General features: G+C 40.3%; 17 protein-coding genes and 1 pseudogene. 12 read left to right on the forward strand and 6 right to left on the reverse strand.

The features are described from left to right. Positions 1–18: 18 nt before the first annotated feature. The 3 genes from KFQ09_RS19075 to KFQ09_RS19085 all read right to left on the reverse strand — a co-directional run bounded on the left by KFQ09_RS19075 (position 19) and on the right by KFQ09_RS19085 (position 2,570). Positions 19–1,512, reverse strand: a complete 1,494-nt coding sequence (locus KFQ09_RS19075) for a sodium:solute symporter family protein (RefSeq protein ID WP_255835882.1) — start codon at positions 1,510–1,512, stop codon at positions 19–21. Beyond that, positions 1,497–1,715 (reverse strand): DUF3311 domain-containing protein, encoded by a 219-nt coding sequence (locus KFQ09_RS19080; RefSeq protein WP_017359680.1) that lies wholly within the window; start codon positions 1,713–1,715, stop codon positions 1,497–1,499. Before KFQ09_RS19080 ends, KFQ09_RS19075 begins: the two co-directional genes overlap by 16 nt. 237 nt (positions 1,716–1,952) lie before the next feature. Then, positions 1,953–2,570 carry a nitroreductase family protein gene (locus KFQ09_RS19085; RefSeq protein WP_017359679.1) on the reverse strand — a complete coding sequence of 206 codons (618 nt, stop codon included), beginning with the start codon at positions 2,568–2,570 and terminating at the stop codon, positions 1,953–1,955. A gap of 141 nt (positions 2,571–2,711) precedes the next feature. On the opposite strand from KFQ09_RS19085, the gene KFQ09_RS19090 reads away from it, so the two are divergent. Together KFQ09_RS19090 and KFQ09_RS19095 are read left to right on the forward strand one after the other, a co-directional pair. After that, positions 2,712–3,044 carry a winged helix-turn-helix transcriptional regulator gene (locus KFQ09_RS19090; protein ID WP_008346466.1) on the forward strand — a complete coding sequence of 111 codons (333 nt, stop codon included), beginning with the start codon at positions 2,712–2,714 and terminating at the stop codon, positions 3,042–3,044. A 75-nt stretch (positions 3,045–3,119) separates the two neighbouring features. Then, positions 3,120–3,338, forward strand: coding sequence for a hypothetical protein (locus KFQ09_RS19095; protein ID WP_003215921.1), 219 nt, complete (start codon positions 3,120–3,122; stop codon positions 3,336–3,338). A gap of 40 nt (positions 3,339–3,378) precedes the next feature. Here the strand turns inward: KFQ09_RS19095 and KFQ09_RS19100 are convergent, their stop codons facing one another. After that, positions 3,379–3,852: an Hsp20/alpha crystallin family protein gene (locus KFQ09_RS19100; RefSeq protein ID WP_008346468.1), complete on the reverse strand. Its 474-nt coding sequence runs from the start codon at positions 3,850–3,852 to the stop codon at positions 3,379–3,381. A gap of 86 nt (positions 3,853–3,938) precedes the next feature. Here KFQ09_RS19100 and rarD point away from each other — a divergent pair, with 86 nt between their 5' ends. The 4 genes from rarD (at position 3,939) to bshB2 (ending at position 6,239) form a co-directional block, all read left to right on the forward strand. After that, a complete protein-coding gene (rarD, locus tag KFQ09_RS19105) occupies positions 3,939–4,850 on the forward strand; it encodes an EamA family transporter RarD (protein ID WP_007500743.1) in 912 nt (303 codons plus the stop codon). A 78-nt stretch (positions 4,851–4,928) separates the two neighbouring features. Further along, positions 4,929–5,210: a hypothetical protein gene (locus KFQ09_RS19110; protein WP_255835883.1), complete on the forward strand. Its 282-nt coding sequence runs from the start codon at positions 4,929–4,931 to the stop codon at positions 5,208–5,210. Further along, positions 5,207–5,557 (forward strand): YojF family protein, encoded by a 351-nt coding sequence (locus KFQ09_RS19115; RefSeq protein ID WP_008346474.1) that lies wholly within the window; start codon positions 5,207–5,209, stop codon positions 5,555–5,557. Before KFQ09_RS19110 ends, KFQ09_RS19115 begins: the two co-directional genes overlap by 4 nt. Positions 5,558–5,573: 16 nt before the next feature. Then, positions 5,574–6,239, forward strand: a complete 666-nt coding sequence (gene bshB2, locus KFQ09_RS19120; protein WP_024718573.1) for a bacillithiol biosynthesis deacetylase BshB2 — start codon at positions 5,574–5,576, stop codon at positions 6,237–6,239. A gap of 21 nt (positions 6,240–6,260) precedes the next feature. On the opposite strand, the gene KFQ09_RS19125 is transcribed toward bshB2, so the two are convergent. Next, on the reverse strand, positions 6,261–7,625 hold the full coding sequence (locus tag KFQ09_RS19125; RefSeq protein WP_255835884.1) for an MATE family efflux transporter: 1,365 nt from the start codon (positions 7,623–7,625) through the stop codon (positions 6,261–6,263). A gap of 59 nt (positions 7,626–7,684) precedes the next feature. Further along, positions 7,685–7,810: a hypothetical protein gene (locus tag KFQ09_RS19130; protein WP_003215647.1), complete on the reverse strand. Its 126-nt coding sequence runs from the start codon at positions 7,808–7,810 to the stop codon at positions 7,685–7,687. 81 nt (positions 7,811–7,891) lie between these two features. On the opposite strand from KFQ09_RS19130, the gene cdaS reads away from it, so the two are divergent. The 6 genes and pseudogenes from cdaS to sucA all read left to right on the forward strand — a co-directional run bounded on the left by cdaS (position 7,892) and on the right by sucA (position 16,863). Then, positions 7,892–8,518: a sporulation-specific diadenylate cyclase CdaS gene (gene cdaS / locus KFQ09_RS19135; RefSeq protein WP_255835885.1), complete on the forward strand. Its 627-nt coding sequence runs from the start codon at positions 7,892–7,894 to the stop codon at positions 8,516–8,518. A gap of 404 nt (positions 8,519–8,922) precedes the next feature. Next, on the forward strand, positions 8,923–10,254 hold the full coding sequence (locus KFQ09_RS19140; protein WP_171465492.1) for a C40 family peptidase: 1,332 nt from the start codon (positions 8,923–8,925) through the stop codon (positions 10,252–10,254). Positions 10,255–10,330: 76 nt separating this feature from the next. Next, on the forward strand, positions 10,331–10,909 hold the full coding sequence (locus tag KFQ09_RS19145) for a superoxide dismutase family protein (protein ID WP_008346485.1): 579 nt from the start codon (positions 10,331–10,333) through the stop codon (positions 10,907–10,909). Positions 10,910–10,998: 89 nt separating this feature from the next. Then, entirely contained in the window at positions 10,999–11,877 is an 879-nt protein-coding gene (locus tag KFQ09_RS19150) for an ATP-binding protein (protein WP_017359496.1), read from the forward strand. 11 nt (positions 11,878–11,888) lie between these two features. After that, positions 11,889–13,805, forward strand: a complete 1,917-nt coding sequence (locus KFQ09_RS19155; RefSeq protein WP_024718577.1) for a vWA domain-containing protein — start codon at positions 11,889–11,891, stop codon at positions 13,803–13,805. A gap of 224 nt (positions 13,806–14,029) precedes the next feature. Further along, a pseudogene (sucA, locus tag KFQ09_RS19160) lies at positions 14,030–16,863 on the forward strand (2-oxoglutarate dehydrogenase E1 component). The last annotated feature ends 12 nt before the right edge of the window (positions 16,864–16,875 follow it).

The raw sequence follows: 16,875 nt of genomic DNA on the forward strand, positions 1-16,875 counted from the left end.
ACTGCTTTTTTTCTTGTGTTACGCTTTGTTAGCCACAGGTTCCGTTGTTTTCCCATTCTTTTCAAACAAATCACTTGTCACAGAATTAGATGTGACATTCTTCTGGAAGAATGGATTCAATATCAAGATGACCACAACGTTTGCTAGTAAACCGAGAAAGCCTTCATAAAGGCCGAATGTCATTTGTGTCATATTCGCTGTAAAGGTCACGATAATTCCTACGATGAGCCCCGCAATCGTTGCTTCTCTCGATTGTTTTTTCCAGAACAAGCTGATGGCAATGGCTGGGAAAATTTGAACCATTCCAGAAACACCAATGAGCTGAAGCGTTACAAGTGCTGTTGGGAAGAGCATTCCGAATAGTAGAGCCAGCCCAATGACGATAAATACCATTGAACGAGTGATCATGGTCAATCTTTTAGGTGACACATTTGGATGGATTAAATCACGGTACAAATTATTGGCAAATAAATTCGACGCCCCAATGGCCATGATCGAACATGGAATGAGAGAAGCAAGTGCAATCGTTGAATACGCAAGCCCCTGCATCACGCCGCCATATGACGTCTGAATTAAATGAAGAAGAGCAAATCTTGGATTTGTATCTTCCGGTAAGACTAAAAAGGCAATGAAGCCAAGGAAGATGACCAAAATCAATACAATGTTGTAAAGAGGTAAAAACATACTGTTTTTACGGATGGCATCTGCGCTTTTGGCTGTGAAAACACCAGTAGCTGCATGAGCCCACATAAATAATGCGAGTGCAGAAACACCTGATGCGGTAATAAACCACAAAATGCCTTTAGGGCCGCTTTCAGGAATCGTCAGAAGCTGTGGGGCCTCCTTAGCTAACGTATTCATCATTGGTGTCCAGCCGTTAAAATGAATAATCGGGAGGGAAACGACCATAAAGAGCATGATCACCCAAACAAGAATATCTTTAATAATGGCTGTATATGTAGGACCTTTAATACCACTGAAAAATGTATAAAGTGCAACTAAAATAAATGAAATCATAACAACTGCATTCACATTAATATAACTCGTTCCAGCGACAGTTAATGTATCTTGAATCCCGCTTAGCTGAAGACAAATGTATGGTATGAGCATGAGTACACCAACAATGGCAATCAAACTAGATAACAGTTTACTGTCAAATCGCTCACGTGCATAATCAGCAAGTGTTGTCAGCTTGTGATTTTTTGCAACCGTCCAAAGTTTTGGTAAGAAGAAATACGCAATAAAATAAGCAAGAACTGAATAGGGGATAGCGAAAAAAGCAACACTTCCCGCTGTATAAGCTGTACTTGTGAGCCCTAAAAAGGTATAAGCAGTATATAAGTCTGCGCCAACAAGGAACCAGACGAGAAGCCCGCCAAATTTTCTCCCGCCAACAGACCATTCTTCGACTGATTGTCTTGATGATTTATCACGACCAGCGGCAAAACCGATGACCACGACGATGAAAATAATACTTGCAGTAATCAATAAAGCTGTTAAGTTTCCTTGCATTCGTCAGTTCCTCCATTTGAATGTTGCATCCTGTAAATGATAAATGTGCAAACGGGTGTGAGTACAATCCATAGTAAGAGCCAGAAGTGGAAAAAAGGCAGCCCGATGACAAATGGATGAATACGATTCACAAAGGGGAGCAGTGCAAGCTGTCCAATGAATGGAATCGCGATGAGTAGCGCCAGTATCAGTTTTTTGTTCATGTTTTCCTCCTCTAATATTTTGTAATTTCATAATAATAGCAGTTGTCAGATTAGATCACAAGACCATTTTCAGAAAAAACAATCATTTTTATGAATATCATACTAATATAACGCTTTCATTTTTAAAAGGAGGTAAATAGTGAAGAATGTGAAAGGAAGACTTGAAAATAAGTATGGAAAAATAATATTTAGAGCAAATAAAAAAGCCCCAGCATGACGCTGAGACTGTGCCGTATTTTATAGGAAATCAGATACTTCTTCGATGTCAAAACGATTGCTTTTGTGAGCTTCTTTTGCTGCTTTCCCGACAGAAATCAACATCACTGGTTCGTATCGACCGCTCACATTGAATTCTTTTACGTACGCTTCTTTGCTGAAACCGCCCATTGCACATGTATCATATCCCATTGCTTTCGCCGCAATCATTAACTGCATAGCAGCTAACGAAGCGTTTGAATACGCAGCTTCACGTGCATATTGCTCGCTTTGGTAAGCACCATTAATTTGCGTCATCAATGTTTCTTTAATATCTTCTGTGATGAAGCCTTGTTCTGCTAGCTCACTGTAGATTTTTTCACCCTTTAGATTGGCTTCAAGGTCACCTAGCACAGCAATCACAGCTGATGCTTGAGAGACTTGTTTTTGGTTGTAAGCAATTGGAAGAAGTTTTGCTTTTGATTCAGCACTATGGAAAACAGTGAAATGCCAATGCTGAAGGTTCCAAGCAGATGGTGCTTTTGTTGTGATATCAAGAAGCTCTGTTAACTCTTCTTTTGTCATTTCATGAGTTGTATCATACTCTTTTACTGAAGCTCTTTCTTTTAAAATGTCAATCGTTTTTTGATCGCTCGCCATATGGATATTTCCTCCCGTTTTTGCAAATAGTATGGTACAATAAATAAAAAAGTGAGAAACTTACTTATTGTAACTAGAGATATATTTTAAATTGTACACCGTTAGTTTGTCAAACGATTATGAAAAGAAAGGCTGAAATATATGGAATTTCAATTATGTCCAAACATTCAGCAAGCTTTTTTGCTTCTTGGCAAAAGATGGAATGGTCTCATCATTCATGTATTGCTTGATGGTCCGAAGCGGTTTAAAGACCTGACGGACATTATTCCATCCATCAGTCAAAAAATGCTCGCAGAACGCTTAAAAGAGCTTGAGCAAGAAGGAATCATAAAGCGCACTGTACTTCCTGAAACGCCAGTCAAAGTCATCTATTGTCTAACCGAAAAAGGAAGTGCATTACATGGTGTGTTCGGAGAAGTATCGCGCTGGGCAGGGGAGTATGCTGGATCTCATGTAAAAAAGGAGCAAGCCTAGTTTTAGGTTTGCCCAAACGTTTTGTCTCCTAATGAATATGCTGATGTTAGGCACATGACAAAGGAGGAGAAAAGCATGTACCCTCATACTCCGTATTTTCGAGGCGGTGCCCCTGGCATTCCGCCATATGAATCTAGAGTCCCTTTGTTTTTTGGTTTTGGCGCTCCTTTAGTCGGCGGACTGCTTGGCGGATTTCTAGGAAGTGCGATTTTTAATTATCCTCGTCCATATTACCCGCCACCACCACCGCCTGTTCCACCACCTTATGGCGGCGGATATCCACCATATTATTAAGAAAAAAGAGTAAGCCTGCTTCCATTTCAAAGCAGGCTTTTTATAATGGAATATCAATTTCAGAAATGCCTGGATCATCATGCTTTAAAAACATAATTTCTAAAATACCATCTTGATACGAAGCCTTCGTTCCTTTTCTTTTCACAGCAGCAGGCAGGACAACCTTCTTTTGTTTATTCTCTTCAGGAAAATGATCAATAAACAGCAGATTGGCTGTATGTTTGATTTTTACTTTTTCCGTGTTCGGACGATCGAGCTCTATTTTGACAAACACGTGATCTGTCGTCTCAAATACTTCAACATTCGGCTCTTTCTTTTTTTTATCGTCTGTCTCTCTTTCTTTCTGCTTCTGAGACAGCGGATCCTGAAAGGGGAATTGAGCAGAATAATTGGAGCCGAAAACACTTTCCATGACTTGATTGACATATTGCTCAACGTCTTTAGGATCTGAATTTTTTAACGCTTCTTTTGAAAATTGCTTTTGAAAAGGGAATAATCGGTTCCAGTCAAACATGCAAATCATCCTTTCTAAATGCCCTGAATTAGTATATGCCCATAATGTGATGTGCGTGCTATAATATACGATAGGTTTAGAAAGGAATGGTTAGATTGAACGAACAACAATCAAAAGGTGTCTTATATACGGCTGCATCTTTTACATTATGGGGGTTGTTCCCATTATATTGGAAGCTGATGGAGCATATTTCGTCAGGCGAAATTTTAGCGCACAGAATCGTATGGTCCTTTGTTTTTATGTGCGGTATTCTTTTATATTTAAAGCAAGTCCGTCCAGCGATGCAGACTGTGAAAGGTCTGATGATAGATGGAAAAGCACTTTTTTCATTACTTTTATCGGCTATTTTAATTTCGGTCAACTGGTATGTATACATTTGGGCTGTAAATCACGATCTGATGCTGGAAGCGAGTTTAGGGTATTATATTAATCCGCTTGTATCAGTTTTACTAGGCATCATTTTCTTAAAAGAACGACTGAATAAAATGCAAACCACCGCCATTCTCATTGCTGCAGCTGGTGTCATCATCTCAACTGTTCAGTACGGCTCATTTCCTGTCGTGGCTTTCGTATTGGCTTTTAGTTTTGGGTTTTATGGACTGATTAAAAAAAGAATGAGTTTTACGAGTGCCATTGGATTAACCATTGAAACACTGCTTCTTGCACCAGCTGCGCTTGTTTACTTATTTTTCTTCTTAAAAGAACCTGTTGTCACGATGAATCCGAGCAGCTTCGGCTCTCTTGGGCTATTATTTTTTGCAGGTGTCTTTACAGCTGTACCGCTTCTTTTATTTTCTGAAGGAGCCAAAAGAATTCCTTTATACCAAGTTGGTATTTTGCAGTATATTGCACCAACCATTACACTCTTTTTGGGGCTATTTGTGTATCACGAACACTTATCTGCAGCAAAAATCGTGACATTCCTCTGTATTTGGGTGGCGATTTTACTATTTACAACCTCTCAACTCCGAATGAAAAAAACAGCGAATTCTCATTAAAGAGACGAAGCAGTTTGCTTTTTTTTGCAGGCGGATCATGTCATAATAAGTTGTTACCAAAACTGTAGAGGTGATCACATGTCATCAGTCGATGAGCTTGCACACGCTTATCAATCTTTATGGAAAAATCGGCAGCTTAATGTAGTGGATATGACTTCATTACACGAGGCGATACGAGATGATTTGCTTGATGCACGCACCCATCCTCGCGCAAGAAAGTCATTACATCAAAAGTATGTACTCGCTGTGGAAAGAATTTTAGAAAGCACGATTGAGCAGGGTCATCAACTACAGCTGATCAGCTTACATACGAAAAAGCTGCGAGAACTAATTCAAAATGAAGGAAGGAACCACTCATGAAACCAATTCAAACGGAAGATGTCACAGCACATCTTGAATCGTTTTTAAATCGGCCAGTCTTCGTTCATCTTGAAACGACAACTGGTTCTTATTCAGCTCATGTGAATGAGCAAAATATGACGGTCGTGGCGTATATCCGCAACGCAAAAGTCGTCTATTCACAGGCGAAAATAAAAGGACAAGGTCCATACCGTGTCGGGATGAAAACAGAAGATGGCTGGATTTACGCAGAAGGTTTAACCGATTACGTGTTTGATGAACAAGGCCGCCTGCTGTTAGCAGGACACCTGCCAGATGGAAAACTAGCGATCTCATTACAAATTAGTGAAACACCATTTCAGGTGTAGGAGAGAGGGAACAGTGATGAACGAACATGTACTTGTGATGCTGCCTCACCCCGACGATGAATCCTTCGGGGTCGCAGGGCTCATCGCGCAAAGCAGAAAACGTGGAATTCCAGTGACGTATGCATGCGGGACACTTGGAGAAATGGGAAGAAATATGGGAAGTCCAACATATGCTAACCGTGAGACACTTCCTGAATTAAGAAAACAGGAATTAATCAATGCATGTAAAGAAATGGATGTCACAGACTTGCGAATGCTTGGTCTTCGGGATAAAACGTTGGAATTTGAAGATGATGAGTATTTAGCGGATGTGATGGAAAGTATTATTGATGAAGTGAAACCAACCCTTATTGTCACATTTTATCCAGGTCATGGTGTACACCCTGATCATGACGCGACAGGTGAAGCGGTCATTCGTGCTCTATACCGCAAGAAAAAAGAAGACCGTCCTGTCACATACTGCATGGCCATTACGAAAAATCGAGAAGAAGTGCTAGGAAATGCCGATATTGTGATTGATATTACGGATGTAGCCGATATTAAATTAAATGCACTAAGAGCGCATAGAACACAAACAGAAGGCATGCTAAGAGAGCTTGAACAAAAGTTGAAAAACAAAGAACCAGTCGTTCAAAAATGGTTTGATGAAGAAATTTTCTGGACGTATCAATGGAATGACTAAATGAAAGGCAGCTGACTTCAGTCAGCTGCCTTTTCCTGTTGCAGAATGCATACGTCTTTCAATTAACCTGAGACGAACAAATAGGACGATGGCACCTGCGGCAAGCCCAGTAATCAGACCAATCCAATAACCGAACGCTCCAAATGAGGTATACGTGCCAATCAAGTAGCCAGCTGGAAGGCCGATGACCCAGTAAGAGACAAACGCAGCAATCAGTGTATAATTCACATCTTTATACCCGCGTAGAGCTCCCTGAATGGGTGCGGCGATCGCATCTGACAGCTGGAAAAAGATCGCATACATCAAAAAGTGCTGTGTCATTTGTAAAACAGCTGATTCAGTTGTATATAAACCAGCGATCTCAGGTCTAAATAACAAGATGAGTGCTGCGGTACATAATGAGAACAAAACAGCTGTTGCAATGCCAATATAGCTGTAGCTTTTTGCGTCTTTATACCGCATGGCACCGACTTCAAAACCTACAACAATCGTTAAAGCCATTGAGATACTAAGCGGCAGGATATATAAAATAGAAGCAAAGTTCATCGCTGCTTGGTGACTGGCGATTGTCACGGTATCAAAGTGACCCATTAAGAGCGTGACAGCTGCAAAAATACTTGTTTCAAAAAAGATCGCAAACCCAATAGGGATACCGATTTTCAGTATTTGACCCATTCGGGAGACATTAAAACGAGGTAATGTCTGAAACAACCGAAAGGACGCAAACGGTTCGGCTTTGATGACAATACAAATACTCATGATGAAAATCGCCCAATACGTCATCGCAGATGCAAGACCTGCCCCTGCACCGCCGAGCTTTGGAAACCCAAAGTTTCCAAAAATAAAGAGATAATTTAAAACAAAATTAATAGGAAGTGCGGTTAACGTAATGAACATCGTCACACGTGTTTTTCCTAATGCATCAATGAACGATCTCATGACTGAATAACCAAAAAGCGGGATGATTCCAATAGCAAGGAAGCTGAGAAAATGACGGGCAATGGTTTCTACGGATGGTTCAAGCCCAAGTCTCCCTAAAATAAAAGGAACACATAACGATCCAATAACAATCACCACGATACTTAAAAGAAAAGATAAATAAATGGCCTGGAAGACTGCACGAGGAACGTCCTCCCTGCGGCAGCCGCCCATCAGCTGAGCCACTATAGGGGTAACAGCCATTAAAATACCAGCAAGACCAGTATAAACAGGTGTCCAAATGCTCGAACCGATCGCTACACCTGCTAGGTCTTCTGCACTCACTTTTCCAGACATCACCGTGTCTAAAAATGTGATGAGCGAAAGACCTGCTTGTGTAATTAAAATCGGAATCAGTATGGTTAAAAATTGTGCCAACTTTGCTCGAATACTATTCGTTTCTCTCATCATAAGTTCCTCTCTGAACAGAAATAACGAGAGGAATTATATCACGCTATGTAAAAAAATCAATTCTCCGTCGGATTATTTTTCTTTGAGGGCTTCGTTTTTTTGAACATTTGGGCATAAATAAAAGAAAGACTGACAACACCTAAAATGCTGCAAGCATATTGAATCACTTTTTGAATAGTCATATTGAATTCACCTCCATACAAATAGAATGTGCACAATTTGTTATTTTATGACACAAGCGAAAGAAGGAGGGATATGGTGAGATGATCAATCGCACAAATGAAGAAGCGATGTTTAAGTTAGAAATGAAATCTCATTTAACGCAAATTATGATGGATACAAGGAAAATCGTCGATTCGCTTGACCAGACGGAACAATGCCTTCTTTGTGAACTCGAATCATTGCATGATCAGTTTAATGAAATGCATGCAGAGGCTTCCTCGTTTTATTTACAAGCATATATGGAAGAATTCACACCAGGTTTTGCTCAATTTTCTTTAGCCATTGAGAACTTATCTAAACAAAAGCATGGCGCACTGATTGTGATTCAAAGGAGAGATGAGGTGGAGGATTATATACAAAAAGGGACAAACCTCCATGCGAAAATTAGCGCATCATTAATAGAAAGCATTTTCTATCCTGGAAACCCACTTCATGATGGCGCCCTTTTAGTAAAAGAAAACACGCTTGTTTCCGCTGCAAATGTCCTACCGCTCACCTCAAAAAAAGTCAGCCCTTCTCTTGGGACAAGACACCGAGCAGCCATTGGACTTTCTGGCATGACTGATGCCCTTGTTCTTGTGGTATCAGAAGAAACAGGAAAAATGTCGTTTGCGAAAGAAGGCGTCCTCTATCCGTTAACTGTAAAAGACCAAGAAATCAGAAAGTAAACATGAACACAGCATTCTTCATTGGGAAGGGTGCTTTTTTTATTGAGGAGAAAAAACAGGCAATTAAGTAAAAAGTCATTTGATACAGAAAAATTTGTCATGTAGAATAGAACTATGAAACTAGCAACGTGCTTGTTTTGACAAATTTCTAAACGTCAACTTAAAAATTCCTTAAAAAATGTTTATAAAAACAGCAAACAGCCGATAGAAACGATATGGCTTTGTTTTAGCATTTTGAGTTTGCTGCTCTAAAACCTATTTAGTATTGCCCAACGTCTTCATGTCGAGTAATATTATAGAAATAAAGATAAAATAGTGCAAGAGAAGCAGAACCATTAAATGCTAAACTCAAAACTAGTACATAAGTCTTATGGGACGAAATCATGAAAGGCGGAGATTCATCTATGAAGAAAAAAGTAGTAACCGGCCTCACAGTTTCAGCGATCGCAGGCTCAGCTGTTATTGCTGCACCGGCAGAAGCACAGACGATCAAGGTGAAAAGCGGTGACTCACTTTGGAAGATTGCCGAACAGTACAACACAAGTATTTCGGAACTTCAATCTCTCAATCAATTAAAAACGACGATGATTTTTGCAGGACAAAGCTTAAAGATTCCTGGTGCAAAAAGTTCAAAATCCAGCTCATCAACAAGTTCAAAAGCAACGAAATCAAGTGCTTCAACAACATCTAGCTATACAGTCAAGCTTGGGGATTCATTATGGCTGATTGCGAAGAATCACAAAATGTCAGTTGCAAGTTTGAAAAGTTTGAACAGCTTAAACAGTGACCTCATTCGTCCTGGACAAAAGCTGAAAGTGTCTGGAACAGCGAAAACGAGCGGCAGCCAGTCAACAAATTCAAACTCAACATCTAATTCTAGCTCAAGTAACAAATCAACGAATTCTAATAGTTCGTCGTCAGCATCTAGTACATATAAAGTGAAATTAGGCGATTCACTTTGGAAAATTGCCAATTCGTTAAATATGTCAATTGGTGAAATTAAAACATTGAACTCGCTAAAATCTGATACGATTTATCCAAATCAAGTATTGAAGGTAAAAGGAACGGTGACGTCAAAACCAAGTCAGCCGAAAGCACCTGCTCAACCTAGCACGCCTTCAAACAGCAATCAGTCTTCAAGTAGTAAAACCACATCTTATACGGTTAAATCAGGTGATTCATTATGGAAAATTGCGAATCAGTTTAAGGTGCAGGTTCAATCAATCCGCACAGCAAACAGCTTGAAAAGTGATGTGCTGAGAATTGGACAAGTATTAAAAATCAACGGAACAGCTTCCGGTTCAACTGGATCTAATGGTTCTACGTCAAACGGTTCAACAACACCGGTCAACAATAATAAAAATGACGTTCCAATGAATGCAAAAATCACGACAATGATTCAAGAAGGTAAAAAGCTCACAGGCATTCCTTACAGATGGGGCGGCAATACACCAGCTGGATTTGATTGCAGCGGCTTTGTTTACTATCTTATTAATAAGGTTTCATCAGTATCTAGATTGAGTACAGCAGGATACTGGAATATGATGACGCCTGTCAGCACACCACAAGTTGGAGATTTTGTTTATTTCACAACGTACAAAGCAGGTCCTTCTCATATGGGACTATACCTAGGTGGAGGAGATTTCCTTCATGCAAGTGACAGTGGAGTAGGAATTTCAAACTTAAGCAATCCTTATTGGAAAAAAGCGTACCTAGGTGCGAAACGTTTCTTCTAAAAAAGCCGATTTTCGGCTTTTTTTGTTTGCCCGTTGCTGTGATTGTCCATACTGATAACAAAGGGGGCAGTCATAAATGAAAAAGTCAGTGTGGATGATCATGATATGTTTGATCTTTACCGCATCAGCATGTCATGCACCGCCGAAAAAAGAAACGACAGAAGAAACAAGAGAAGTTGCCGCACCTAAACAAGCACCAGTCACAACGTCACTCATAAACGAAAGCGGGCAAAAAATAGGGAGCATTGAAATAAGAGAGTCCTCAGAAAATGGGCTGGATCTGCATGTGAAAGCGAAAGGACTGCCGCCAGGTCCTCACGGCTTTCATATTCATGAAACAGGAATATGTGAAACGCCAGATTTTGAAACGGCTGGGGCTCACTTTAATCCGACCCATAGAGAGCATGGCTTCGACAACCCAAAAGGGCATCATGCTGGAGATATGCCTAATTTAGAAGTAGGGGCAGATGGTCAAATTGACGTCGTTGTGAATGTTCCGAATGTGACGGTCAAAGGAGGCCCGAATCAATTGGTTGATCAAAACGGGCGAAGTTTCATCATCCATGCAGAAGCAGATGATTACTTAAGCAACCCTTCTGGCAACTCAGGGAAACGCATTGCTTGCGGAGCCATCACAAAAGAAATGGTAAAATAACAGAAGACGAACCTTTATGTATTGAGTGCATAAAGGTTTTTTTAGTATACTTGGTGAGGAAAATGATCGAAGAGAGGAATTAATCATATATGTTTAACCAACCAGCACTCCCAGAAGAAATTCAAGCAATGATCGAAGCAAAAGGAAAAGTTCTCGAAGAAGAATTTCGTCCGCTTATCGGAACAGGTGGCTATGAATCACAAGATACGTCTATTATTCAAGATGCCATGATTGCACTTGCCCTAGGAAAAAATGTTCTGTTAAAAGGACCAACGGGCTCAGGTAAAACAAAACTAGCAGAAACTTTATCCGCGTTTTTTCAACAGCCGATGCACAGTGTAAACTGCTCAGTTGACCTTGATGCAGAAAGTCTAATTGGCTATAAAACCATCCATAATGATGGACAAGTTGCTTCTATAGAATTCATTGAAGGACCCGTTACAAAAGCAATGAAAAAAGGACACCTTTTATATATTGATGAAATCAACATGGCAAAACCAGAAACACTGCCTATTTTAAACGGTGTGCTTGATTACAGAAAAATGATGACAAACCCATTTACAGGTGAAGTCGTTAGAGCAGAAGAAGGTTTTGGCGTGATTGCAGCAATCAATGAGGGATATGTGGGGACAGTGCCGCTCAATGAAGCGCTGAAAAACCGTTTTGTCGTCATTGAAGTTCCTTACATTGGCGGCGGCATTTTAAAAGAAGTACTGCACACTCAATCCGTATTAAAGGATGAGCGTTTAATCGATCAATTCGTGCAGCTCTCATCAGATCTCATCGTCCAAGCACACAATGGACAGGTCAGTGAAGAAGCCGCATCCATTCGCGCACTGTTAGATACATGTGATCTTGCGCAATATATCCCGCCGCTTCGTGCAATTGAACGAGGAATTGTAGAGAAGCTAGAAGATGACCGGGAAAAAGCAGCGGTAAGAAATATCGCTCAAACATTATTCGAGTGAGGTTCTGACTTTTGAAATTCATCAAATTTAATGACAGCAGAATCGATTCATTTCTATTTATGGAATTAACGGATTTAGCCAAAACACTTGCCAAAAGTGATGATGTGGAGCTTGAATACGGTGTTCAATCGTACTATGAACCGTTTGAAAAGAAAATTTTCATCAGCCATTTTTGGGATGATCGTCATCAAGAGGATATGATGGCAGGCCTAAAAAGTGATGTGTTCCTGCGAGCAGTAGGGACAGTGTATAGCGATCTTACAGTATTTGAAGACATCATTCGCTATGCCCACACATTATCCATTCCTGATGTGTGCAAACAATTGTTTATGCTGCTTGAAGATGTCCGCATTGAAGAGCGTATTAAACGTGACCGCCCAGGAACAAAAAAGGTGTTTAAACGGAGAAGAGAGCTTTACAGACGTCACTTTAAAACACAATTAACGATTAACCAAGAGCGCAGTATTTTAACAGATGCACTCTTTTGTGCGATATACGTGAAGCTGACAGCCGAATCTCCGCTTGAAGAAATTCCACCCCTTCATGAGCGGATAGATCCAATGATTCCGTTTATTGAGTCAAGTCTTGAACGCGTATATGACGCACGCTCGACATCTGATATCGCCATCATTGTGAAGGAATTGACAGAAGGCTTCGATGAGCTCCTTGAAAAGGATATGCTGAACACATACTTTTTCTTCCCAGAATTGGACTATGAAAAAGCGGCAAAAGAACCGCTTTTCCATGACCTCAAAAGAAAGCCTAAATTAAGTGAGGATATAAAAGTTGATCGGGAAAAAGAGGGGGATGAAGACATCCATAATGAATATATGGAAGTATGGCATAGAGAAACGGAAGCACCATCTAAAAGTTTCCTTCAATTTGATTTAGAACACGGTGGTAAAAGCGATCTCGGTAAAGATGCGGCAAGAGAAGGTGACGATGGAGATCAGGCGCTTGGAACGGTTCAAGGTTCAGCCAAACAAACCCATCGAAAAGACTATTCAAAGCTTGAAGCACTAGAAGAGGCAGAAGGAGAAGAAAGCGGGGCAGATGCGCATGAGAATGGAAAAGAAAACAAATATGCATTTCCAGTCATGATTTCACCAGAACCTCCTTCACCAGAGCAAATAGATGTGTACAAGCAGCACGCAAAGGCAATCGAGCCTTATCAGAAACGCTTAAAACAAATGATTCAAAAAACACTTGAGCATAAAAAATCATGGCCAAAAACAGATCTTCATGCAGGACGTCTCAGTAAAAAGCTCATTCGTTATTTTACAGAGTCTAACCCTCGACTATTTTATAAAAAACAAGCGCCATCTTCTCAAATTGATGCTGTGTTCACTTTATTAGTTGACTGTTCTGCGAGTATGTTTGACAAGATGGATGAGACAAAAAAAGGGATTGTTCTGTTTCATGAAGCTTTAAAATCAGTGCAGGTACCTCATCAAATTGTAGGGTTCTGGGAAGATACAAATGACGCAACTGAAACAAGTCAGCCGAACTACTTTAACACCGTCGTATCGTTCAAAGATTCCTTATTTGACGCAGGACCATCCATTATGTCACTTGAGCCAGAGGAGGATAACCGGGACGGCTATGCGATTCGCCAAATGACAAAAATGATTTTAAAACGAAGAGAAGAGCAAAAGTTCCTCATTGTTTTCTCAGACGGAGAGCCGGCTGCATTCAGCTACGAACAAAATGGGATCGTGGATACACATGAAGCGGTTCTCGAAGCGAGAAAAAAGGGAATTGAAGTGATCAATGTGTTTTTATCCAATTCTCCGATTGAAGAGGCGCAGATGAAAACGATCCAAGATATGTATGGCAAGTTCAGCATTTTTGTACCGGATGTCGATACATTGCCAGATGTGCTATATCCATTACTCAAGAAATTGCTGCATAAAAGCATTGGGGCATAAGGTTTTGCCCCTTTCTTTAAAATATTTTTCGGAATGATTTAAATTTTTTGTTTTTCTTTGAATTTTTTATCTTTAATTGAACAAAGAATGTAGAAAGTAATCCGAAACAGTGGTAGAATATGATTGGAAGCGTTTTATTACATAAATTTGGTCATTGTGTTCTGGAAGTTATATCGAGATAGTGTTCAATCACTTGATGATCAAAGTTGGGGGTAGTGTTCAAAATGTTTCAAAATGATGTGAAACAACCGTTGAGTTGGGAAGAATTTCATGGTCCGAACCTCGGCTACGTGCTCGAGCTCTACGATCAATATGTCCAGGATCCTACTAGTGTTGATGAAGACATAAGAGGCATATTTGATGAACTTGGTGCACCACCGAGTGAAATGAAGGAGGAAATTGGGAAAAAAGAAAATAGCGTAGTTACTTCTGAACAAATCCAAAAGATAGCATCAGTCGTTAAACTGGCAGAAGACATCAGAACGTATGGCCATTTAAATGCTTCCGTCAATCCTCTTCGCAAAGAAAAGGAATTACAAGAGCTGTTTCCATTAAAGGAATACGGTTTAACTGAAGAAGACGTTAAGAATATTCCAATATCAATTATTAGTCCAGATGCACCTAAACACATTTCAAACGGCATAGAAGCCATTAACCATTTGAGAAATACGTATAAGCGTACCATTTCATTTGAGTTTGATCACGTACATGACTTCGAAGAGCGCAACTGGCTCTCTAAATCTATTGAGTCTGGTGAATTATTTAAGAAAAAACCAGCAGATAAACTAGTTTCTGTATTCAAAAGATTAACAGAAGTCGAGCAATTTGAGCAGTTCCTTCATAAAACATTTGTTGGACAAAAGCGTTTTTCTATTGAAGGATTAGACGCACTTGTTCCAGTACTTGATGAAATTATATCCGAGTCTGTTACACAAGGGACTTCAAATATTAACATTGGAATGGCACATAGAGGCCGTTTAAATGTATTAGCACATGTGTTAGGAAAGCCATATGAGATCATTTTCTCAGAATTCCAGCATGCGCCTAATAAAGAGCTTGTACCATCAGAAGGCTCTATCGGCATCAGCTACGGATGGACAGGGGATGTAAAATATCATCTCGGTGCTGACCGCCAAATCAAAGATGAAGATACAAAGAGTGCAAGAGTCACACTTGCCAATAACCCAAGTCACTTGGAATTTATTGACCCGATTATTGAAGGAAGCACTCGTGCAGCTCAAGAATCGCGTACTCAAAAAGGCTATCCAGTTCAAGACGTTGAAAAAGCGTTAGCCATCTTAATTCATGGGGATGCTGCATTTCCTGGAGAGGGAATTGTCGCAGAAACATTAAATTTAAGTCAATTAGTTGGCTATCAAGTGGGGGAACGATCCATATCATTGCCAACAATATGATTGGATTTACCACAGAAAGCAATGAATCTCGTTCAACAAAATACGCTAGTGACCTTGCAAAAGGTTTCGAGATTCCAATTGTTCACGTCAATGCAGACGATCCAGAAGCTTGTTTAGCAGCTGTTCAGCTGGCGGTAGAATACCGTAAACGGTTTAAAAAGGATTTCTTAATTGACTTGATTGGCTACCGCAGATATGGCCATAACGAAATGGATGAGCCTTCTACTACTCAGCCAATGCTGTACGATGCGGTCAGAAAGCACAAAACGGTCAAGAATATCTTCGCAGATAAGCTTGTCACTGAGGGCCTTCTGTCAAAAGAACAAAGAGAAGAAATTGAGCAGGCTGTCACGGCAAAAATTGAAGAAGCTTATAAAAAAGTGCCTTCAAAGAAAGAACATACGATTCAAGAAATCGAACTGCCAGAGCCTGTATCTAACGGCTTCCCTGCAGTTGATACATCTGTAGAGTTTGATGTATTAAGAAAGCTGAATGAAGAATTAATTAGCTGGCCGAAAGACTTCCAAGTATTCGGTAAGCTAAAGCGGATCCTTGAAAAACGTGCAAAAGTGTTTACAGATGATCGCAAAGTGGAATGGTCACTTGGTGAAGCACTGGCATTTGCATCTATATTAAAAGACGGTACGCCGATTCGAATGACCGGACAGGATTCTGAGCGAGGCACATTTGCTCAAAGAAACCTTGTTCTTCACGACAGTCAAACGGGAGATGAATTCATTGCTCTTCATGAACTGAGTGATGCAAATGCATCATTTACAGTCCATAATAGTCCACTGTCAGAAGGCTCTGTCATCGGGTTTGAATATGGTTATAATGTCTATTCTCCTGAAACATTAGTGATTTGGGAAGCTCAATTTGGAGACTTCGCAAATGCGGCTCAAGTGTATTTTGATCAATTTATTTCAGCAGGCCGCGCCAAGTGGGGACAAAAGTCAGGGCTTGTGATGCTCTTGCCACATGGATATGAAGGACAAGGTCCAGAACATTCTAGTGGAAGAACAGAACGCTTCTTGCAATCAGCTGCTGAGAATAACTGGACAGTTGCGAACCTGACAAGTGCAGCTCAATACTTCCATATTCTTAGAAGACAGGCGAAAATGCTGCTTCGTGAAGAGATTCGTCCTCTTGTCATCATGACACCGAAGAGTCTGCTTCGTAACCCGAACACATTATCCGAAGTCCAAGAACTAACAGATGGACAGTTCCGTCCAGTTCTTGAACAGCCGGGCCTTGTGCATGATCATGAAAAAGTAACACGCCTTGTGCTATCGAGCGGGAAGGTATCGATCGATATTAGTGATCGTTTTACTCAAATGGAAGACTCAAAAGATTGGCTTCATATTGCGAGAGTGGAACAATTATATCCATTCCCGGCCAAAGATATTAAAGCCATTTTATCAAAACTGACGAACTTAGAAGAAATCGTATGGGTGCAAGAAGAACCGCAAAATATGGGCGCTTGGGGATATATTGAGCCATATTTACGTGAAATTGCATCTGAAAAAGTAAAAGTACGTTACATCGGCCGCAGAAGACGTTCAAGTACGGCTGAGGGTGATCCAACTGTTCATAAAAAAGAACAAGAACGAATTGTATCTGATAGCTTGACTCGCAAAAACTAAGGGGGAAATGAA

Origin of the sequence: Bacillus sp. FS02 (genome assembly GCF_024398395.1) — a bacterium.
Classification (GTDB): domain Bacteria; phylum Bacillota; class Bacilli; order Bacillales; family Bacillaceae; genus Bacillus; species Bacillus altitudinis.